General features: G+C 73.3%; 19 protein-coding genes. 7 read left to right on the forward strand and 12 right to left on the reverse strand.

Features of this window, described 5'->3' with window-relative positions:
• Positions 1 to 4 precede the first annotated feature (4 nt).
• The 4 genes from tpiA to AB0442_RS05815 all read left to right on the forward strand — a co-directional run bounded on the left by tpiA (position 5) and on the right by AB0442_RS05815 (position 2824).
• Positions 5 to 790, forward strand: a complete 786-nt coding sequence (gene tpiA / locus AB0442_RS05800; RefSeq protein ID WP_363542082.1) for a triose-phosphate isomerase — start codon at positions 5 to 7, stop codon at positions 788 to 790.
• A gap of 88 nt (positions 791 to 878) precedes the next feature.
• The gene (gene secG / locus AB0442_RS05805) at positions 879 to 1112 is read left to right on the forward strand and encodes a preprotein translocase subunit SecG (protein ID WP_263103283.1); all 234 of its coding nucleotides are present in this window, start codon (positions 879 to 881) and stop codon (positions 1110 to 1112) included.
• Positions 1113 to 1310: 198 nt separating this feature from the next.
• Positions 1311 to 1598, forward strand: a complete 288-nt coding sequence (locus AB0442_RS05810; protein ID WP_257019256.1) for an RNA polymerase-binding protein RbpA — start codon at positions 1311 to 1313, stop codon at positions 1596 to 1598.
• Positions 1599 to 1690: 92 nt separating this feature from the next.
• Positions 1691 to 2824 carry an acyltransferase gene (locus AB0442_RS05815; RefSeq protein ID WP_366160824.1) on the forward strand — a complete coding sequence of 378 codons (1134 nt, stop codon included), beginning with the start codon at positions 1691 to 1693 and terminating at the stop codon, positions 2822 to 2824.
• Positions 2825 to 2909: 85 nt separating this feature from the next.
• On the opposite strand, the gene pgl is transcribed toward AB0442_RS05815, so the two are convergent.
• The 5 genes from pgl to tkt all read right to left on the reverse strand — a co-directional run bounded on the left by pgl (position 2910) and on the right by tkt (position 9778).
• Positions 2910 to 3698: a 6-phosphogluconolactonase gene (pgl, locus tag AB0442_RS05820; RefSeq protein WP_366160825.1), complete on the reverse strand. Its 789-nt coding sequence runs from the start codon at positions 3696 to 3698 to the stop codon at positions 2910 to 2912.
• The gene (gene opcA, locus AB0442_RS05825) at positions 3695 to 4816 is read right to left on the reverse strand and encodes a glucose-6-phosphate dehydrogenase assembly protein OpcA (protein ID WP_366160827.1); all 1122 of its coding nucleotides are present in this window, start codon (positions 4814 to 4816) and stop codon (positions 3695 to 3697) included. Before opcA ends, pgl begins: the two co-directional genes overlap by 4 nt.
• Positions 4813 to 6336 (reverse strand): glucose-6-phosphate dehydrogenase, encoded by a 1524-nt coding sequence (gene zwf, locus AB0442_RS05830; RefSeq protein WP_344626258.1) that lies wholly within the window; start codon positions 6334 to 6336, stop codon positions 4813 to 4815. Before zwf ends, opcA begins: the two co-directional genes overlap by 4 nt.
• Positions 6337 to 6441: 105 nt before the next feature.
• A complete protein-coding gene (gene tal / locus AB0442_RS05835) occupies positions 6442 to 7581 on the reverse strand; it encodes a transaldolase (RefSeq protein ID WP_366160829.1) in 1140 nt (379 codons plus the stop codon).
• A 97-nt stretch (positions 7582 to 7678) separates the two neighbouring features.
• Positions 7679 to 9778 (reverse strand): transketolase, encoded by a 2100-nt coding sequence (tkt, locus tag AB0442_RS05840; RefSeq protein ID WP_366160830.1) that lies wholly within the window; start codon positions 9776 to 9778, stop codon positions 7679 to 7681.
• 455 nt (positions 9779 to 10233) lie between these two features.
• Here tkt and AB0442_RS05845 point away from each other — a divergent pair, with 455 nt between their 5' ends.
• Positions 10234 to 11175: a heme o synthase gene (locus AB0442_RS05845; protein ID WP_366160908.1), complete on the forward strand. Its 942-nt coding sequence runs from the start codon at positions 10234 to 10236 to the stop codon at positions 11173 to 11175.
• Positions 11176 to 11270: 95 nt separating this feature from the next.
• On the opposite strand, the gene AB0442_RS05850 is transcribed toward AB0442_RS05845, so the two are convergent.
• Both AB0442_RS05850 and AB0442_RS05855 read right to left on the reverse strand, forming a co-directional pair.
• On the reverse strand, positions 11271 to 12869 hold the full coding sequence (locus AB0442_RS05850) for an NAD(P)/FAD-dependent oxidoreductase (protein ID WP_366160832.1): 1599 nt from the start codon (positions 12867 to 12869) through the stop codon (positions 11271 to 11273).
• A 71-nt stretch (positions 12870 to 12940) separates the two neighbouring features.
• A complete protein-coding gene (locus tag AB0442_RS05855; RefSeq protein WP_366160833.1) occupies positions 12941 to 13582 on the reverse strand; it encodes a DUF2461 domain-containing protein in 642 nt (213 codons plus the stop codon).
• Positions 13583 to 13665: 83 nt separating this feature from the next.
• Between AB0442_RS05855 and AB0442_RS05860 the strand changes: the two genes are divergently transcribed.
• The gene (locus AB0442_RS05860) at positions 13666 to 13998 is read left to right on the forward strand and encodes a hypothetical protein (protein ID WP_366160835.1); all 333 of its coding nucleotides are present in this window, start codon (positions 13666 to 13668) and stop codon (positions 13996 to 13998) included.
• Positions 13999 to 14105: 107 nt separating this feature from the next.
• Here AB0442_RS05860 and AB0442_RS05865 read toward each other — a convergent pair whose 3' ends face one another.
• The 4 genes from AB0442_RS05865 to AB0442_RS05880 all read right to left on the reverse strand — a co-directional run bounded on the left by AB0442_RS05865 (position 14106) and on the right by AB0442_RS05880 (position 17859).
• Positions 14106 to 15059, reverse strand: a complete 954-nt coding sequence (locus AB0442_RS05865; protein ID WP_366160836.1) for a COX15/CtaA family protein — start codon at positions 15057 to 15059, stop codon at positions 14106 to 14108.
• A gap of 91 nt (positions 15060 to 15150) precedes the next feature.
• Positions 15151 to 17004 carry an acyltransferase family protein gene (locus AB0442_RS05870; protein ID WP_366160838.1) on the reverse strand — a complete coding sequence of 618 codons (1854 nt, stop codon included), beginning with the start codon at positions 17002 to 17004 and terminating at the stop codon, positions 15151 to 15153.
• A gap of 2 nt (positions 17005 to 17006) precedes the next feature.
• Entirely contained in the window at positions 17007 to 17315 is a 309-nt protein-coding gene (locus AB0442_RS05875) for a hypothetical protein (protein WP_366160839.1), read from the reverse strand.
• 49 nt (positions 17316 to 17364) lie between these two features.
• On the reverse strand, positions 17365 to 17859 hold the full coding sequence (locus AB0442_RS05880) for a hypothetical protein (protein ID WP_366160841.1): 495 nt from the start codon (positions 17857 to 17859) through the stop codon (positions 17365 to 17367).
• 329 nt (positions 17860 to 18188) lie between these two features.
• Between AB0442_RS05880 and AB0442_RS05885 the strand changes: the two genes are divergently transcribed.
• Complete coding sequence (locus AB0442_RS05885; RefSeq protein WP_366160842.1) at positions 18189 to 19442, forward strand: choice-of-anchor A family protein; 1254 nt, start codon at positions 18189 to 18191, stop codon at positions 19440 to 19442.
• Positions 19443 to 19505: 63 nt separating this feature from the next.
• On the opposite strand, the gene AB0442_RS05890 is transcribed toward AB0442_RS05885, so the two are convergent.
• Positions 19506 to 20225 carry an ABC transporter permease gene (locus AB0442_RS05890; RefSeq protein WP_366160909.1) on the reverse strand — a complete coding sequence of 240 codons (720 nt, stop codon included), beginning with the start codon at positions 20223 to 20225 and terminating at the stop codon, positions 19506 to 19508.
• Positions 20226 to 20261: the final 36 nt, after the last annotated feature.

A 20261-nucleotide genomic window follows, 5' to 3' on the forward strand; every position in this document is an offset into this window, starting at 1 on the left:
GAAGATGACTGAGCGCCTCCCGCTGATGGCGGGCAACTGGAAGATGAACCTCAACCACCTCGAGGCCATCCAGCACACCCAGAAGCTGGCCTTCGCGCTGGCCGACAAGGACTACGAGGCCGTCGAGGTCGCCGTGCTGACCCCGTTCACCGACCTGCGGTCGGTGCAGACGCTGGTCGACGGCGACAAGCTGAAGATCAAGTACGGCTCGCAGGACATCTCGCAGCACGACTCCGGTGCCTACACCGGTGAGATCTCCGGGCCGATGCTGGCCAAGCTGAAGGTCACCTACGCGGTGATCGGGCACTCGGAGCGCCGCCAGTACCACGGCGAGGACGAGGAGATCGTCAACGCCAAGGTGAAGGCCGCCTACCGCAGCGGGATCACCCCGATCCTGTGCATCGGCGAGCCGCTGGACGTCCGCAAGGCGGGCACCCACGTCGAGCACACCCTGGCGCAGCTGGACGGCGCCCTGGAGGGCGTGCCGGCCTCGGACGCGGAGACGGTCGTCGTCGCGTACGAGCCGGTCTGGGCGATCGGCACCGGCGAGGTGGCGACCCCGGAGGACGCCCAGGAGGTCTGCGGTGCGATCCGCGCCCGCCTGGCCGAGCTGTACGACGCCGAGCTGGCCGGCAAGGTCCGCATCCTGTACGGCGGTTCGGTGAAGTCCTCCAGCGCGGCCGGCCTGATGGCCAAGCCGGACATCGACGGCGGTCTGATCGGCGGTGCCTCGCTGGACGCCGAGGAGTTCGTCAAGATCGTGCGCTACCGCGAGCAGGCAGTAGGCTAACGCCGCCGCAGCAACGTAGGCTTTGGGGCCGGACCGCTTCCACGCGGCCCGGCCCCTTCGCCGAAGATACGAGAGAGTTGGTCCCGCCGTGGTTCTCGGGTTCTCGATTGCCCTGATCATCTTCAGCCTGCTGATGATCCTCCTGGTGCTGCTGCACAAGGGGAAGGGCGGCGGCCTGTCCGACATGTTCGGCGGTGGCGCGATGTCCACCGGCGGCGGCTCCGCGGTGGCCGAGCGGAACCTCGACCGCATCACGATCCTGGTGGGCATCGCCTGGTTCGCCTGCATCGTGGTGCTGAGCCTGCTGCTCAAGTACAAGTAGCCGACGTCCCGTCCGGCCCTCCGCGGGCCGGTCGCAGCCCGCTTCGGCAGGCGGTGGTGGCAGAGCTTTAACTCCCGCTTACACTAGGACGACTTCGCCACCGTCCGCACAGCCGCGGCCGGGCGGCACCAGCACGCAGGGAGTCCAACCGTGGCAAGTGGCAACGCCATCCGAGGAAGCAGAGTCGGCGCAGGCCCCATGGGCGAGGCGGAGCGCGGCGAGTCCGCCCCCCGTAACCGGATCTCCTTCTGGTGCGCGAACAAGCACGAGACGCGCCCCAGTTTCGCCGCCGAGGCGGCGATCCCGGAGACCTGGGACTGCCCGCGCTGCGGGTTCCCGGCAGGCCAGGACGAGCACAACCCTCCGGCCCCGGCCCGCAACGAGCCGTACAAGACCCACCTCGCGTACGTGCGCGAGCGCCGCACCGACGCCGACGGCGAGGCGATCCTCGCCGAGGCGCTGGCCAAGCTCCGCGGCGAGATCTGAGGGAGCGACACGAAGGGCGCCGCCGGTGACGGCGGCGCCCTTCGGGCTGTTCCGAGCGAGCCGTCCCCCGTACCACCGACTGGAGTGACCCCGTGCGCAAGCTGACCCACGCCGAGTTCCTGGGGATGCGCAGGTTCGACGCGCTCGACGGTCTGCGCGCCTTCGCCGCGGTGATCGTGGTGTTCTTCCACTTCGCCGGGCCGCGCGCGGCGTTCCTCTCCGGCTGGATCGGGGTGCACGTCTTCTTCGTGGTGTCCGGCTTCCTGATCACCACGCTGATGCTCCGCGAACGGGACCGGACCGGCCGGATATCCCTGCGCGACTTCTACCTGCGCCGGATCTTCCGCATCATGCCCCTCTACTACGTGGTGCTGGCGGCGACCGCGGTCACCCAGTACCACAACGGCCAGGGCTGGAAGCTGCTCCGCGGCCACCTGACGCACTACGCGACCTTCCTCAACGAGTACGACCTGGCCGCCGGCACGCCGTTCCTCCACTCCTGGACGATCGGCATCGAGCAGAAGTTCTACCTGGTCTGGCCGCTGGCGCTGATCCTGGCCGGCGCGGTCGCGCTCCGGCTGCGGATCCCGGTGGCGCTGCTCGGCATCGCGGTTCTGCTGGTGCCGTTCTCGGCGGCTTGGGAGTCGCTGGCCGTCCACTACACGGTGCTGATGACCGGCGCGCTGCTGGCCCTCGTCCTGCACAGCCGCCGCGGGTTCGCCCTGCTCGCCCCGCTGACCCATCCGGTGGCCGGGGCGGTGGTGGGCGCCGCGTTCCTGGTGCTGCACCTGTCGGTGCCCCGGCTCACCGCGGCCCTGCACGGCGAGCGCCACGTCGTCGTGGTCTACGGCGTGGGCGTGGCGCTGCTGCTGCCCTCGCTGCTCGGCCCGGGAGCCGGGCGCTGGCTGCTCTCCCGCCGTCCGCTGGTCTTCGTCGGCGAGCGCTCGTACGGCCTCTACCTGGTGCAGACGGTGGCAGCGTCCGCGGTCTTCGGCATGGCGCCGAAGCTGCACCACGGCTCGCCGGCCGCGGGCGTCGCGGTGGCGGTCGTCGCACTGTTCGCGGCGGACGTGTTGTACCACCGGGTCGAGCAGCCGATGATCGTCCTCGGCCGGAAGCTGATCAAGCGGCTGGACGCCCGCGGTGCCGCGGGCGGGCCGACCCCGCCCGCGCCGGAGGCCGGCCCGGCCGCCGAGGAGCGGGCGCCCGCCCCGGCCGCCGCCTGACGCCGGCCGCCGCCCGACCCCGTACGCACGTGCGCCCCGCCGGACAGGACGTCCGGCGGGGCGCATGCGTGTGCCGCGGGCCCGGTCAGGCCGAGGCGGGCGGGTACAGCTGGGGCGGCAGCTCGGACGCCGCGGAGCGGTCGAGCAGCCAGAGGGTCCGGGCGGTGCCGTACGCGCCGGAGGCGGGCGCCTGGAGCTCCCCGGGGCCGCGCAGGGCGAGGGAGACCGCCCCCGCCTTGTCCTCGCCGGCGGCGAGCAGCCAGACCTCGCGCGCCGCCCGGATCGCCGGGAGGGTGAGCGAGATCCGGGTGGGCGGCGGCTTCGGCGCCCCGCGGACGCCGATCACGGTCAGCTCCTTCTCCCGGACACCGGGGTGTTCCGGGAAGAGCGAGGCGACGTGGGTGTCCGGGCCGACGCCGAGCAGCAGCACGTCGAAGGCCGGCACCCCGGCGTGCTCGCCGGGCCCGGCGGCCCGGGCGAGCTCCTCGGCGTACCGGGCGGCGGCCGCCTCGACGTCCGAGCCGTCCGGGCCGTCCGAGGCCGGCATCTCGTGCACCCGGGCCGGGTCCAGCGGGACGCCGTCGAGCAGTTCGGCACGGGCCTGGACGGCGTTGCGGTCCGGGTCGCCGGCGGGGACGAAGCGCTCGTCGCCCCACCAGAGGTCGAGCCGCGCCCAGTCGACCGCGTCGCGCGCCGGGGAGGCGGCGATCGCGGCCAGCAGGGCGTTGCCGTTCCGCCCGCCCGTCAGCACCACCGAGGCGGTGCCGCGGGCGGACTGGGCGTCCACGATGCGGGTGATCAGCCGGGCCGCCGCGGCCTGCGCCATCAGCTCCTTGTCCCGGTGCACCACCAGCTGCGGGGTCGCCGCCGTCACGAGGTGCTCCGCTTGCGCGGGGCGGCCTTCTTGGCGGACGGCTTCTTCGGCGTCGGCTCGGCGTCCGTGGGCTCGGGACCGGCCGGCTCCGCGGCCGCAGGCTCGGCGTCCGGCAGCTTCGCGGTGACCCGGGCCGGCGCCGCGGCCTCGGCCGGGACGGCCTCGGACGACGGCGCGGGCTCCGCGGGCAGCTTCTCGCGCAGCCGGTCCACCGGGGTGCGGACGGCCGCCGCGTAGATGTCGTCCGGGTCGAGCCGGCGCAGCTCCTCCGCGATGAGCTCGGCGGTGTCGCGGCGCTTGAGCGCGACCATCCGGTCCGGCGAGCCGGGCATGGACAGCGTGCCCATCAGGCCGTCGGGACGGTCCAGGACGATCTCGCCGTCCTGGGTGCGCAGCCGGACGGCGGTGATGCCGGGGCCGCCGGTGACGATCCGCTCGACCGGCACCCGCAGCCGGTTGGTCATCCACAGGCCGAGCAGCTCGACGCTGGGGTTGTACGACTCGCCCTCGACGACCGCGCCGGTGATCGTGGCGGGCCGCTGGTCGAGCGCGGCGGCCAGCATGGAGCGCCAGCCGGTGATGCGGGTCCAGGCGAGGTCGGTGTCGCCGGGGGTGTAGCTGGCCGCCCGCTGGGCGAGCTGGCCGACCGGGGACTCGGCGGTGACCGCGTCGGTGATCCGGCGCTGGGCGAGCGCGCCGAGCGGGTCGTTCGCCGGGTGCAGCGGGGCGTTGTCCGGCCACCAGACGACGACCGGGGCGTCCGGCAGCAGCAGCGGCAGGACGACGGACTGGGCGTGCGCGGCGAGCTCGCCGTGCATGCGCAGGACGACCGTCTCGCCGGAGCCCGCGTCGCTGCCGACCAGGATCTCGGCGTCGAGGCGGGTCTCGGCCCGGGCGCGCGGCGAGCGCCCGGCCCGCTTGATGACCGCCAGGGTGCGCGAAGGGTGCTCGCGGGAGGCGTCGTTGGCGGCCTTGAGGGCGTCGTAGGCGCTGCCCTCGTCGGTCACGATCACCAGGGTCAGGACCATGCCGGCCGCGGTGGAGCCGCTGGCCCGGCGGGCGTCCATCAGCGCCGCGTTGATCCTGCTGGAGGTGGTGTGGGTCAGGTCGATCTTCATGGCCGGCGCCAGCTCCTGCCGTCTCGTGCGAGCATCTCGTCGGCCTCGATCGGGCCCCAGGTCCCGGCCGCGTACTGCGCGGGCTTGTCGTGGGCGTCCCAGTACTGCTCGATCGGGTCGAGGATCTGCCAGGAGAGCTCGACCTCCTGGTGCCGCGGGAAGAGGTTGGCGTCGCCGAGCAGCACGTCGAGGATCAGGCGCTCGTACGCCTCCGGGCTGGACTCGGTGAAGGACTCGCCGTAGGCGAAGTCCATCGTGACGTCGCGGACCTCCAGCGCGGTGCCGGGCACCTTGGAGCCGAACCGCACGGTGACGCCCTCGTCCGGCTGCACCCGGATGACCAGGGCGTTCTGCCCCAGCTCCTCGGTGGCGTAGGAGTCGAACGGCAGGTACGGGGCCCGCTGGAAGACGACCGCGATCTCGGTCACCCGGCGGCCGAGGCGCTTGCCCGTCCGCAGGTAGAACGGGACGCCGGCCCAGCGCCGGTTGTTGATCTCCAGCTTGATCGCCGCGTAGGTGTCGGTCTTGGACTCGGGGTTGATGCCGTCCTCGTCCAGGTAGCCGACGACCTCCTCGCCGCCCTGCCAGCCGGACGCGTACTGGCCGCGCACGGTGTGCTTGCCGAGGTCGGCGGGGAGCTTCACGGCGCTGAGCACCTTGAGCTTCTCGGCGACCAGGGCCTTGGGGTGGAAGGACGCGGGCTCCTCGATGGCGGTGAGCGCCATCAGCTGGAGCAGGTGGTTCTGGATGACGTCGCGGGCCGAGCCGATGCCGTCGTAGTAGCCGGCGCGGCCGCCGATGCCGATGTCCTCGGCCATGGTGATCTGCACGTGGTCGACGTACGACCGGTTCCAGATCGGCTCGAACATCTGGTTGGCGAAGCGGAGCGCCAGGATGTTCTGGACGGTCTCCTTGCCCAGGTAGTGGTCGATCCGGAAGACCTCGTCCCGGGGGAAGACCTCGTGGACGATCCGGTTCAGCTCCTGGGCGCTCTCCAGGTCGTGGCCGAACGGCTTCTCGATCACCGCGCGGCGCCAGGAGCCCTTCGGTGGGTCGGTCAGACCGTGCTTCTTGAGCTGCTGGACGACGGTGGGGAAGAACTTCGGCGGCACCGACAGGTAGAAGGCGAAGTTGCCGCCCGTGCCCTGGGCCCGGTCGAGGTCCTCGATGGTCTTCCGCAGGGTGTCGAAGGCCTCGTCGTCGCCGAAGTCGCCCTGGACGAACCGCATGCCCTTGGCGAGCTGCTGCCAGACCTCCTCGCGGAACTGCGTGCGCGCGTGCTCCTTGACCGCGTCGTGCACCTCCCGCGCGAAGTCCTCGTCCTCCCACTCGCGGCGGGCGAAGCCGACGAGCGAGAAGCCCGGCGGCAGCAGTCCGCGGTTGGCGAGGTCGTAGACGGCCGGCATGAGCTTCTTGCGCGACAGGTCGCCGGTCACGCCGAAGATCACCAGGCCGGAGGGCCCGGCGATCCTCGGCAGCCGGCGGTCCGCCGGATCGCGCAGCGGGTTGGAGGGCAGCAGGGGGTCACCCTGCCCGACCTCGGCCCCCTCGACATCGGGAAAAGCAGGGGTGTTGCTCACTGGTGTTGGCTCCGCTCTCCGTGCGCTTGGTCGTGAGCAGTCGTGTCAGTTCTGGTCGCCGTGCGCGGCGAGCGAGGCCGCGACCGTGTCCAGCAGTTCCTTCCAGGAAGCCTCGAACTTCTCGACGCCCTCGTCCTCCAGCAGCTGGACGACGTCGTCGTAGTCGACGCCGGCCGCGGCGACGGCGTCCATCACGGACTTGGCGTCGCCGTAGTTCGGGGTGATGGCGTCGCCGGTGACCACGCCGTGGTCGTCGGTGGCGTTGAGGGTGGCCTCCGGCATGGTGTTGACGGTGCCGGGGGCGGCCAGCTCGGTCACGTAGAGGGTGTCCGGCAGGTTCGGGTCCTTGACGCCGGTGGACGCCCAGAGCGGGCGCTGCGGCTTGGCGCCGGCGGCCTCCAGGGCCTTCCAGCGGTCCGAGCCGTCGCGCTTGGCGTCGACCGGGCCGAAGACCTCCTCGTACGCCTGGTAGGCGAGGCGGGCGTTGGCCACGCCGGCCTTGGAGCGCAGCTCCTTGGCGTCGCCGCCGATCTTGTCGAGGCGCTTGTCGATCTCGGTGTCCACGCGGGAGACGAAGAAGGAGGCGACCGACTCGATCTGCGAGAGGTCGAGGCCGGCGGCCTTGGCCTTCTCCAGGCCGGAGAGGTAGGCGTCCATCACGGCGCGGTACCGCTCGAGCGAGAAGATCAGCGTGACGTTGACGCTGATGCCCTTGGCGATGACCTCGGTGATGGCGGGCAGGCCGGCCTCGGTGGCGGGGATCTTGATGAACACGTTCGGGCGGTCCACCAGCCACCACAGCTGCTTGGCCTCGGCGATCGTGGCGGCGGTCTCGTGCGCCAGGCGCGGGTCGACCTCGATGGAGACCCGGCCGTCGCGGCCGTTCGAGGCGTCGTAGACCGGGCGCAGCACGTCGGCCGCGTCGCGGACGTCCGAGGTGGTGATCATGCGGACGGCCTCGTCCACGGTCACCTTGCGGACGGCCAGGTCGTTCAGCTGGCCGTCGTAGGCCGCGCTGCCGCCGCCGATGGCCTTCTGGAAGATGGTCGGGTTGGTGGTCACGCCGACGACGTGCTTCTCCTGCACCAGCTCGGCCAGGTTGCCGCTGTTGAGCCGCTCGCGGCTGAGGTCGTCCAGCCAGATCGCCACGCCTTCGTCGCTGAGGCGCTTCAGAGCGTCAGTCATGGTGCTACATCCTCTGTGTTTCGTACGTCTGCTGTGGGGTCGTCAGACAGGCCGGGTACCCGATGTGCGGTCGGACACCCGGCCTGGAGCGAAACTGCTAGCGGGAGACGGCCTCGACCGTGCGGAGCGAGGCGCGGGCGGCGTTGGCCACGGCGTCGGCGGTCAGGCCGAACTCCTGGAACAGCACCTTGTAGTCGGCGGAGGCACCGAAGTGCTCCAGGCTGATGATCCGGCCGGCGTCGCCGACCAGCTCGCGCCAGCCCTGGGCGATGCCCGCCTCGACCGAGACCCGGGCACGGACGTTCGGCGGCAGCACGCTGTCGCGGTATGCCTGGTCCTGCTCGTTGAACCACTCGATCGACGGCATCGAGACGACGCGGGTCGGGATGCCGTCCGCCTCCAGGGCCTCGCGGGCCTGGACGGCCAGCTGCACCTCGGAGCCGGTGCCGATCAGGATGACCTTCGGCGAGGCGCCCTCGGCCTCGGCCAGCACGTAGCCGCCCTTGGCCGCGCCCTCGGCGGAGCCGAACACCTCGCGGTCGTAGGTGGGAACGCCCTGGCGGGTGAGCGCCAGGCCGACCGGGCCGGGGTGGCTGGTCTGCCGCTCCAGGATCGTGCGCCAGACGACGGCGGTCTCGTTGGCGTCGCCGGGGCGGACGACCGCGAGGCCGGGGATGGCGCGCAGCGCGGCCAGGTGCTCGACCGGCTGGTGGGTCGGGCCGTCCTCGCCGAGGCCGATGGAGTCGTGCGTCCACACGTAGGTGACGGGCAGCTTCATCAGCGCGGCGAGGCGCACCGCCGGGCGCATGTAGTCGGAGAACACCAGGAAGGTGCCGCCGTAGATGCGGGTGCGGCCGTGCAGCGCGATGCCGTTCATGATCGCGCCCATGGCGTGCTCGCGGATGCCGAAGTGGATCGTCCGGCCGTACGGCGAGGCGGTCTTCAGCGGGTTGCTCGCCGGGAGGAAGGAGGAGTCCTCGTCGATGGTGGTGAGGTTGGACTCGGCGAGGTCCGCCGAACCGCCCCACAGCTCGGGGACGTGCTTGCCGACCGCCTTGAGGGTGTCGCCGGAGGCCTTGCGGGTCGCGACGTCCTTGCCGGCCGGGAAGACCGGGAGGGCCTTCTCCCAGCCGTCGGGCAGCTCGCCGATCTGGATCCGGTCGAACTCGGCGGCGCGCTCCGGGTTGGCCGCGCGCCACGCGTGGAAGGAGGCCTCCCACTCGGCGCGGGCGGCCTTGCCGCGCTGCACCACCTTGCGGGCGTGCTCGATGACCTGCTCGGTGACCTCGAAGGTCTTCTCCGGCGAGAAGCCGAGCACCTTCTTGGTGGCGGCGATCTCGGCGTCGCCGAGCGCGGAGCCGTGCGCCTTGGCGGTGTCCTGGGCGTTCGGGGCCGGCCAGGCGATGATGGTGCGCATCGCGATGATCGACGGGCGCTCGGTCTCGGCCTTGGCGGCGGCCAGCGCGGTGGCCAGCGCGTGCACGTCGACGTCGCCGTCGGACTTCGGCGTGATCCGCTGGACGTGCCAGCCGTACGCCTCGTAACGGGCGAGGACGTCCTCGGAGAAGGCCGTCTCGGTGTCGCCCTCGATGGAGATGTGGTTGTCGTCGTAGAGCGCGACGAGGTTGCCCAGCTTCTGGTGGCCGGCCAGCGAGGACGCCTCCGCGGAGATGCCCTCCTCCAGGTCGCCGTCGGAGACGATGGCCCAGATGGTGTGGTCGAAGGGGGACTCGCCCTCCGCGGCCTCCGGGTCGAACAGGCCGCGCTCGTAGCGGGCGGCCATCGCCATGCCCACCGCGTTGGCGACGCCCTGGCCGAGCGGACCGGTGGTCGTCTCGACACCCGCGGTGTGGCCGTGCTCGGGGTGGCCCGGGGTGCGGCTGCCCGCGACCCGGAAGGCCTTCAGGTCGTCCAGGGACAGACCGTAGCCCGAGAGGTAGAGCTGGGTGTAGAGAGTCAGCGACGTGTGCCCGGGGGAGAGGACGAAGCGGTCGCGGCCGACCCAGGCGGGGTCGGTCGGGTCGTGCCGCAGGAAGCGCTGGAAGATCACGTATGCAGCCGGGGCCAGCGACATCGCGGTGCCGGGATGCCCGTTGCCCACCTTCTGCACGGCATCCATCGCGAGGACGCGGGCCGTGTCGACGGTCCGCTGGTCCAGTTCGGTCCATTCGAATGCGTTCGTCGGCGTGGTGCTCACCCTGTCTCAGGGCTCCTTCCTGGTGGTGAAGAGTGACCCCGTGAAGGGGACCGGTCGGCCACGTCGCTGTGGTCCTGACGTTCGCTGGTGCCGGTCACGGAGGGTTGATCCCGCTTCTCTGTGCGAGCCTACCGCTCACAAGGGGCCTCACCTTGCGTGCCGGGGCAACCGGGGTGGCGCTATCGGCATTCCCGAAGGGCTTCGCGGGCTCCGTCCTACCCTCACCCGGACGCGAACGGTCCGCTCGTCCGAGGGGCAAGACGGGCGGGCCGCGCCCGTCCGGTGCGAGCTGCGGCGATTCACCCGCGGGTGTGCGGCTCCGGCTCGCCGGGGCACCCCGGGGCGGGACGGGACATATGGAGCGTCTAAGGTGGCGTGGTACGCGCAGCGCGGACGCACCGGAGCCCACGGGCCCAGAGGACGCCTGTGGAAGTTCATCGTGAGTTGGGGTGTTCGTGACCGCCGTCGAATCCCGCCCCGCCGGGGCGGTCGGGGCGACGCCTGCGCACCGGCCGTTCGGGGCCCGTGTCGGCGCATTCGTCGCACTGACCAAGCCGCGGATCATCGAGCTGCTGCTGATCACCACCGTCCCGGTGATGTTCCTGGCGCAGCACGGTGTACCCGACCCGTGGCTGGTCGTCGAGGTCGTGGTCGGCGGCTACCTCTCCGCGGGTGGCGCCAACGCCCTCAACATGTACATCGACCGCGACATCGACGCGGTGATGTCCCGCACCGAGCGGCGGCCGATCGTCACCGGCATGGTGTCCCCGCGCGAGGCGCTGGTCTTCGGCATCGCGCTGGCGATCGGCTCGACCCTCTGGCTGGGCCTGCTGGTCAACGCGCTCTCCTCGGCGCTGGCGCTGGCCGCGCTGCTGTTCTACGTCTTCGTCTACACCCTCGGCCTGAAGCGCCGCACGGCCCAGAACATCGTCTGGGGCGGCATCGCCGGCTGCATGCCGGTGTTCGTGGGCTGGGCGGCGGTGACGAACTCGCTCTCCTGGTCCGCGCTGGTGCTCTTCCTGGTGATCTTCTTCTGGACGCCGCCGCACTACTGGCCGCTGTCGATGAAGGTCCGCGAGGACTACGCCAAGGCCGGCGTGCCGATGCTCCCCGTCATCAAGGGCAACCTGGCCGTCGCCCGGCAGATCGTCGCCTACTCCTGGGTGATGGTCGCCGTCTCGCTGTCCCTGTGGCCGCTCGGCCACACCAGCTGGCTGTACCCGGTCTCCGCGGTGCTGCTCGGCGGGTTCTGGCTGAAGGAGGCGCACGGCCTGCACGCCCGCGCCAAGGCCGGGGTCGTCGGCGCCAAGCTCAAGGAGATGCGCCTCTTCCACTGGTCCATCACCTACCTGACCCTGCTCTTCGTGGTCATCGCGGTGGACCCGTTCGTCAAGTGACGGCGAGCGCCTGACACCGACCGGAGCCCCGGGGCCTGCGCCCCGGGGCTCCGCCGTTCCCGCCGTTCCCGTCGCTTCCTGTCGCGCTCGTGCGGCTAGCGGCCGAGGACGGCCATCGCGGCGTTGTGCCCGGGGATCCCGCTGACCCCGCCGCCGCGCACCGCGCCGGCGCCGCAGAGCAGCACGTTCGGGTGGGCGGTGGCGACGCCCCAGCGGTCGGCCGGGTCCTCGCCCCAGGGGAAGGCCAGCTCGCGGTGGAAGATGTTGCCGCCCGGCAGGCCCAGGTCGGCCTCCAGGTCCAGCGGACTCTTCGCCTCGATGCAGGGCCGGCCCTCGCCGTCCACCGCCAGGCAGTCGGCCAGCGGCTCGTCCAGGCACTCCTGCAACGGTGCGAGCACCGCCTCCAGCGCCGCCGCCCGGGCCTTCTCCGGGTCGTCGGCGAACAGCCGGGCCGGCTGGTGCACCCCGAACAGGGTGAGGGTGTGGAAGCCCTGCGCGGCGAGCTCCGGGCCCAGGATCGACGGGTCGGTCAGCGAGTGGCAGTAGATCTCGGACGGCGCCGGCGCGGGCGTCCGGCCCTCGGCGGCCTGCCGGTAGGCGGTCTCCAGCTCGGTGTACGACTCCGCCAGGTGCAGGGTGCCGGCGAAGGCGTCCCGCGGGTCCACCGCGGTGTCCCTCAGCCGGGGCAGCCGGCGCAGCAGCATGTTGACCTTCAGCTGGGAGCCCTCCGGGGCGGGCTCCGGCGGCGCCTCGCCGAGCAGCCGGGCGAGGGTCTGCGGGGCGGCGTTGCACAGCACCGTCCCGGTGCCCACCCGGTGCTCGCGGCCGTCGTGCCGGAAGGCGACCTCGGCGGCGCCGCCGGCGGTGCCCGGGTCGATCGCGGTGACCTCGCAGCCGGTGCGGATCTCGGCGCCGGCCGCCCGGGCCGCGTCCGCCAGCGCGTCGGTGAGCGCACCCATGCCGCCCACCGGCACGTTCCAGTCGCCGGTGCCGCCGCCGATCACGTGGTAGAGGAAGCAGCGGTTCTGCGCCAGCCCCGGGTCGTGGGCGTGGGTGAAGGTGCCGATCAGGGCGTCGGTGAGGACCACGCCGCGGACGAGGTCGTCGGCGAAGGCGCCCTCCACGGCCTCGCCGATCGGCCGCTCGAACAGCGCCTCCCAGGCGGCCGGGTCGTCGATCCGCCGCCGCAGCTCCGCGCGGGTGGGCAGCGGCTCGGTGAGGGACGGGAAGACCCGCTCGGCGACCCGGGTGGTCCGCCCGTAGAACTCCTGCCAGGCCGCGTACTCCCGGTCGGAGCCGGTCAGGGCGCGGAAGGACGCGGCGGTGCGGGAGTCGTCCGCCCGGTCCACCAGCAGCCCGGTCGGGCGTTCGCCGCGCACGGCCGGCGTGTACGAGGAGATCCGCCGGGGCCGCACCGCGAAGTGCAGCCCCAGCTCGTCGACGATCTTCTGCGGCAGCAGGCTCACCAGGTACGAGTACCGGGAGAGCCGGGCGGCGACGCCGGGGAAGGCCTCGGTGGAGACCGCGGCCCCGCCGGTGCGGCCGAGCCGCTCCAGCACCAGCACGCTGCGGCCGGCCCGGGCCAGGTAGGCGGCGGCCACCAGGCCGTTGTGGCCGCCGCCGACCACGACGACGTCGTAGCGGCCGCGGACGGGAGAATCGGGCGTGTTCGCGTCACCTCGGGAGGGCTGCATGCGGCAGGTCTACCAGAGGCGGTGCGGGGCGGCCAGGGTACGGACAGGAGTGTCGGGCGGCTGCGCCGGTGTCAGCGCGGCGGGAGCTCGCTCGGGCCGACGTGCCCGTCCAGCCAGTCCTTGAGCGGGCGGGAGGCGCGCAGGAAGCCGGCGATCCGCTCGTACGCCTGCGCGGTGCCCAGCCAGGCGGCGGGCTCCCACTCCTGCCAGGCGATCAGGCCCTTGTTCCGCAGCAGCCCGATCCGCGGATGGTCCTTGGGGTAGCCGCGCGGCGCCGACTTCAGCGGGTCCCGGCCGACCACCGAGGGCCCGGCCTCCTCGACCGAGGCGATCACCCGCTCCAGCTCGGCGCCGGTGACGTCCTCCGCGACCGCCTCCCGGTAGCGGCGCAGCTGGTCCGTCGCCAGCTGGTACATGCCGTTGCCGCAGGCCAGGCCGTCCGCCGAGAGCTGGATGTAGCCGCCGGCCTCCAGGAAGGCGCCGATGTGCGTCTTGTACGGCGACTTGTCGGCGCTGAACCGGACGTCGCGGTTGGGACGGAAGATCTTCCCCGGGCCGAACTCGTCCTCCAGGGCGTCCAGCAGGTCGGCCGTAGGGGCCCGGACGGACTGCTCGTAGCGGTCCTTGTGCGCCGTCCAGAAGGTCTTGGAGTTGTCGGCCTCCAGCTGCTCGTAGAACTCGAGCGCCTCGGCCGGCCAGCCATCGAAGGTCATCCCGCCAGGGTAGGGGGCCGGTGTGGCCCGCCGCACACCTCGCCGCCGTCGCCACGCGTTCTACCGCTCGGTAGCATGCGGGCATGACCAGCGCAGAGACCGCCACCCCCACCGCGCAGGACGCGCGCGCCGAGCGGCGCGCCAAGCGCATCGCCAAGCACATCACCGCTTTCACCGCCCAGCACGGCGGCAGCGCGGACGGCGTCGTCGAGTACGTCGGCCGCACCGCCACCCGGATCGTGCTCGTCGGCGCGGACGGAACCTGGGGCGACCAGGTCGCCCCGACCTACGCCATCGGGCAGCGAGCGGCGCAGCTCGCCGGCGTCACCCTGCACGACACCTTCGAGGGCGAGCTCGGCCTGAAGGTGAAGACCGGTGCCTACGAGTGGAAGCGGATGGCCGGCATCCAGATCTGAGGCCTGCGGAGAACCGCTCAGGGGCGCGGGGACCGCGCGAATCGGAAGGCCACGGTCGGCCTCTTCCGGTCTCGCGCAGTTCCCCGCGCCCCTGACGTGCGTCCGCGTCAGCTCGCGGGCACCAGCTGGGCGGGGACGGGGGCCGGGTCGGTGGCGGGGCGGGTGCGCAGGGCCAGCGGGGTGCGGAGGGCGGCGGCCCAGGTGAGGGCGGCGCCCAGCATGTGCAGGCCGACCATGATCTCGGGGGCGTCGGTGAAGTACTGGACGAAGCCGAGGACGCCCTGCAGCAGCAGCACGACCAGCAGGTCCCGGACCCGCGCCCGGGCCGCCGGCGGGGCCTTCACCGCGGCGAGCACGAACACCGCCGCCAGCGTCAGGCCGATCGACAGGAAGGCCAGGTCGGCGTGGGCCTGGGCGAGGCGGTCGTAGTCGACCGGGATGCGCCAGACGTCGCTGGAGGAGCCGGGGTGGTGGCCCGCGCCGGTGACCAGGGTGCCGGCCGCGACCAGCAGGCCGACCACGGTGACGAGGACGTACGACAGCTGCTGCAGCGGCCGCGGCACCAGGAGTTCGGGGGCGCCGTCGCCCTCCGCGGTGCGCTCCCACATCAGCACGGCGACCCAGACCAGGCCCATCGCGGCGACCATGTGCACCGCCACCACGTACGGGTTCAGGCCGGTGAGCACGGTGATGCCGCCGATCACGGCGTTGCTCATGACCAGCCAGAACTGCGCCCAGCCGAGCCGGGTGAGCGAGCGGCGCCACGGCGTGGCGCAGCGCGCGGCCAGGGTGGCCCAGGCGATCGCCGCGCACAGCACGTAGGTGAGCATCCGGTTGGTGAACTCGATGACGCCGTGGATGCCCATCTCGGGCGTCGGCGTGATGCTCTCGCCGGTGCAGCGCGGCCAGGTGGTGCAGCCGAGGCCGGAGGCGGTGAGCCGTACGGCGCCGCCGGTGAGCACGATGACCACGCTCATCACCAGGGCGGACAGCGCCGCCCGGCGGACGGTCGCGGCCGTCGGGTGCCAGCGGTCGGCGAGGAGTGCGGTGGGGGTGAACACCGCTTCATCCTAGATTGCCCTTATCCGATCACCGACCGCGGCCCGGTCGCGGGCCGCCCGTGCGGGCCGGCGCGCGACCGGGCCGCGGTCGTCAGGCTGCGGCCCGCCGTTTTCCGCGGACCTTGCGGGGATACGGGAAGAGCCGTGGCGAGCGTTTCGCCGCGACGTCCTCGATCCAGCCGAAGCCGAGGACGAACAACCCGATCAGCGGGATCGCCGCGAAGAGCTGCGGATAGGGGCTGCCGAGCACCGAACCCCAGTTGTCGGCGAGGTAGTCGACCCGCCAGAGCTGGTCGATCACCGGGACGGACAGCTCCAGGGCGAGCGTGTGCCAGAGGTAGACGCTGACGGCCCGGGCGTTCAGCAGGCTGATGATGCCGTTGAACGGTTCCAGGCGTCGCGGCCACTGCTCCCACGAGGGGCTGAGGTGGAGCAGCAGCAGCACGTAGCCGAAGGACCAGACGGCCTGGGCGATCGGCACGCCCTCCAGGTCGCCGACGTCGGTCGGGTCGAGCACCGGCCGGCTGACGTACCACCAGTACCCGGCGACCATGATCATCGGCGCCACCGAGGGGGCGACGTACTGCGGGAGCTTCTTGAGCAGGCCCTCGTTGTGGGCCATGCCGAGGATCCAGCAGGAGCCGAAGATCGTGAAGTCGGACCAGGTCTCCCAGATCCGGCCGTCCTCCGGGAGCAGGCCGGAGAAGAAGGTCAGCACCAGCGGGGTGAGCACCGTCACCAGCGGGAAGCGGCGCAGCGCGCGCAGCATCAGCGGCGACAGCAGCACGTACCAGAGGTAGGCGCGCAGGTACCAGAGCGGGACGCCGACCTGGGTGCCCCAGCTGTCCTCCATGAGCCCGAAGCCCGGCAGGTCCCCCTGGGGGTAGGGCGGGGTGCTGATCGGCAGGATCCAGAAGGCGAGCTTGCCCCACCACCAGTTCGGGTGGCCCTCGGCGTCGGGGCCCCAGCCGTCCAGGATCCACAGGGTCATCACCACGACGCCGAACAGCCACATCGGCGGCAGCAGGCGGCGCAGTCGGCCGCGGATGACGGTCAGCGCGGGCCGCTTCAGCGAACGGGCCATCAGCGAGCCGGCCAGCGCGAACATCACGCCCATGGACGGGAAGACCAGCGGCAGCCAGGCCCAGCTGAAGTTGTGGTACAGCACGACGCGGACGAGGGCCAGGCCGCGCAGCATGTCGAGGTAGCGGTCGCGGCCGCCGCCGGAGCGGGCGGGCTTCTGCTCGGGGGCGGCCTCCTCCTCGTCCTCCGCGGGGGTGCCCGGCGGCCGGGCGTACTGGGCGTCGAAGGCCTTGGCGAGCGCGGCGAGCTCGTCCGGGACGCGGAGCTTGAGGGTCTCCTCGTGCCGGGGCAGGGTGCTGCGGCCCGTGTCGGGCGGGGCCGTCCAGCCGGCCTCGGCGGCCCGGTCGTGCGCGGGCCCGTCGAAGGACGGCCGCTCGGCGGTGCGCTGTGCGGTCGCCGGACCGGGCTGGGGACGGCCGGGCGCCGAGGACTCGGGCGAGCGGCGCTGCGGGGGCAGGCCGCCGCGGCCGCCGGGCGGCGGGGGAACGCGCAGGGCCATGGTCTCGTCGGGGGAGAAGCCGCTCCGGGGTGCGGACGCGGGGTGCTCCCCGCCGCCCGGACGCTCGGCGGCACGGGGCCGCGGCCGACCGGTGCCGTCGGCCGGGCCCTGCGGGCGGCGGCCGCCGCCCGGCCCCTGCGCGCCCGGACGGCCCGGGCCGTCCGGGCGCGGCATGCCGCCGGGACGGCCGGCCGGACCGAGGTCGCGGCCGGCACCGGGGTCGCGGGGGACGCCGGGCGGGGGCCCCGACGGCGCACCCGGCCGACCCTGCGCGGTCGGGCGGTCGGTGCCCTCGGCGGGCTGCGGCTGGGGGCGCTTGCGCGGGGTGAAGAAGCTGTCGGCGGGCTCGGTCGGCTCGGACACGCTCAGACCTCCACGATCGGGGCGGAGACCTCGCCGGTTCGCGGCGCCGTGGACTGCAGCGCGAGGTCGGGGTGGGTGAAGGTGCGCAGGCCGGTCCCGTGGCCTCCGTCGGAGCCGAGCACGAGGGCGGGGCCGGGGGTCCGGTGGCTGACCGGCCCGGCGTGGAACACCTCGCCGGTCGCCGTGCCGCCGAGCACCGTCGGGCCGAGCGGGCGGACCGCGGGGGCCGCCGGCAGGAGGAGGCCCGGCGGCGGGGCGGCGGGGCGGCGGGAGCGGTGGACCGACTGCCGACGGGGCTGACTGCGGGACAAGGGCTTTCCTGGTGGGCCGGTACGGGGCGACGGACGGCGGTGCGCCGGCTCAGTGGCCGACGGAGCCGGTGGTCGCGGTGACGCCGGTCGTGCCGGTCCTGGTGGTGGTGCCGGTCTTCGTCGCGGTACCGGGCTTGGCGGAGGTCTTGGTGCCGGCCGGGTGCGAAGCGGTGGCCTTGGCGGTGCCGGACTTGGACGCGGAGGCGCTCGGCTTGCCGGACGCGCCGGCGTGGCCGATCTGCGTGGCCTTGCCGGACGCGGTGGGCGAGGGGGCGGCGGTCACGGAGGGCTGGGGCTGCGGACTCGGCACGGCGGTGGACGAGGCGAGCGAGTCGGGCAGCTCCAGCGGAGGGGCCTGGGCGACCGCGCCGAAGAGGCTGACCACCATGGCCACGGCGAAGAGCAGGCCGCTGCCGCCGACCAGCCAGCCCAGGTGTCGCAGACGGCGGCCGCGGGTCCCGGACTCGTCCACGAAGACCGGCGCCGGTTCGGCTTCGGCGGGTATGCCGCTCCGGTCGTCGGTCCGGGGTTGGGAGATCGACATCGGGATCCGGGCCTTCCAGGGTCAGGCGGGCAGGCAGAACCGCCGAGCCAGACCGTAGTGCACCCGGTCGACCTGAATCAGTGTCAATGTCCGATGTGGGGAGATATGCGGTGAGCTTGTGACCGGATCGAGACGTGCGGCGCGCGCCTCCGGTGCGGATCGGACCGCCTCGGAGGGGGCGCGGGCGTGCGCGGTTCCGGGCATCCGGCACTGCGCGTGGGAAAGCGGGCAATCGGGGGCACTCCGCCCATTGGTCTTGACCAATGTCCCGGCGGGTCGGGAGAGTGCGCAGTGATCACTCCCACTCTCTCCGCGGAGCCCCCCTTCCCATGCGCATGTCCCGACCCGCCGCCGCCCTGGCGCTCGGCGGTTCCCTCGCCCTCGGTGCCCTCGCCGTCCCGGCCGCGCACGCCGCCCCGGCCGGCAGCACCTGCCGGAGCCTCGGCACGGCCACCCTCTACGGCGAGTTCGTCGAGGGCGACGACACCCACTCGCCGGACGCCGAGGGCGCGGTCGCGGTCGGTGGCAACGCCGACTTCCGCGGCGGCTTCTCGGTCGGCAACGAGCTGACCGACGCCCAGGTCACCGCCCTGCCCGGCGGCAACACCCTGGTCGTGGCCGGCGGCATCAGGGGCGACGTCCAGGTCATGAAGGGCAACGGCGTGTACGGCGGCACCCTCGCCGGCACCGCCGAGGCCCACCACGGCAAGGTGGTGCACGGCGCCTCGCCGATCGACTTCGCCGCCGAGTTCGCGAAGCTGCGCGCGGTCTCCGCCGACCTGGCGAAGCTGACCACCCCCGGCGCCGTGATCAAGGCCGCCGGCGGCACCCTGACCCTCACCGGCACCGACGCCGGCCTCAACGCCTTCGTCGTGACGGCCGCGCAGCTCCAGGGCGCCAAGGAGGTCCACCTGCACGTGCCGGCCGGCGCGGTCACCGTGGTCAGCGTCACCGGAGACGGCTACGACCAGGCGGCGGCGCACACCAGCGGCTTCTTCCTGTGGGACGCGGCCGCCGGGAGGTACGTCCTGGACGACAAGACGCAGTCCGCCTCCGGCGGCGCCGTCCGGGCCCGACTGCTGTGGAACTTCCCGACCGCCACCGAGGTCGTCAAGAACAGCGGCAACGCCTGGCCCGGCAGCGTGCTCGCGCCCGACGCCCACGTCGACCTCGGCTCCGGCGGCCCGGTCAACGGCTCGGTGATCGCCAAGTCGCTCAAGGGCAGCGGCGGGGCCGAGACCCACCACTACCCGTTCGAGGGCTGCCTGCCGGGCACCGACACCCCGAAGCCCACGCCCTCCGGCTCCACCCCGCCCGTCACCACCGGCGGCTCCACCGGCACGACCGGCACCACGGGCGGCACGACCACCACCGGCGGCACGGCCGGCACCACCGGCGGCGGCAGCCCGTCCCCGACGCCCTCCGGCTCCGCCCCGGCGACCCCGCCCGCCACGACCGGCTCCACCACCGGCGGCCTCGCCCTCACCGGCGCCGACGGCGTGATCCCGCTGGCGGTCGGCGGCGCCCTGGTGCTCGCCGCGGGCGGCGGCATCGTCCTCGCGGTGCGCCGGCGCCGCGCCTGACCGGCCCCGGACGCGGCGGTGCCCCCGCACCCGAGGGGTACGGGGGCACCGCCGCGCCGGGACTCACTCCCAGCGGAAGAACCGCGCCGCCGCGGCCAGCCCGAGCACCGACCAGACGGCCAGCACCCCGAGGTCCGACCAGGGCACCCCGGCGCCGTACTGCAGCACCGAGCGCAGCCCGTCCGAGAGCGCGCTGATCGGCAGCAGCTCCAGCACCGGGCGGACGGCCTCCGGGAAGCGCGACAGCGGCACCACCACGCCGCCGATCAGCAGCAGCAGGACGAAGACCAGGTTCGCGCCGGCCAGGGTGGCCTCGGCCTTCAGCGTGCCGGCCATCAGCAGACCCAGGCCCGAGAAGGCGGCGGTGCCGAGCACCAGCAGCCCGGCGACGGCGAGCGGGCTGCCCTGCGGCGACCAGCCCAGCGCCAGCGCGATCGCCGTCAGCAGCGCCACCTGCAGCACTTCGGTCACCAGCACGCAGCCGGTCTTCGCGGTGAGCAGCGCCCAGCGCGGCAGCGGCGTCGCGCCGAGCCGCTTCAGCACGCCGTAGCGCCGCTCGAAGCCGGTGGCGATCGCCTGGCCGGTGAAGGCGGTGGACATCACCGCGAGCGCCAGCAGGCCCGGCGCCAGGAAGTCGACCCGCTTGCCGGGGCCGTCCGCGGCGACGATGTCCACCGCGCTGAACAGCACCAGCAGCACGGTCGGGATGATCACCGTCAGCAGCAGCTGCTCGCCGTTGCGCAGCAGCATCCGGGTCTCCAGCGCGGTCTGCGCCAGCAGCATCCGGCCGACCGGGGCGGCGCCCGGCCGCGGCGAGTG

Source organism: Kitasatospora sp. NPDC085895, assembly GCF_040702125.1.
Lineage (GTDB): Bacteria > Actinomycetota > Actinomycetes > Streptomycetales > Streptomycetaceae > Kitasatospora > Kitasatospora arboriphila.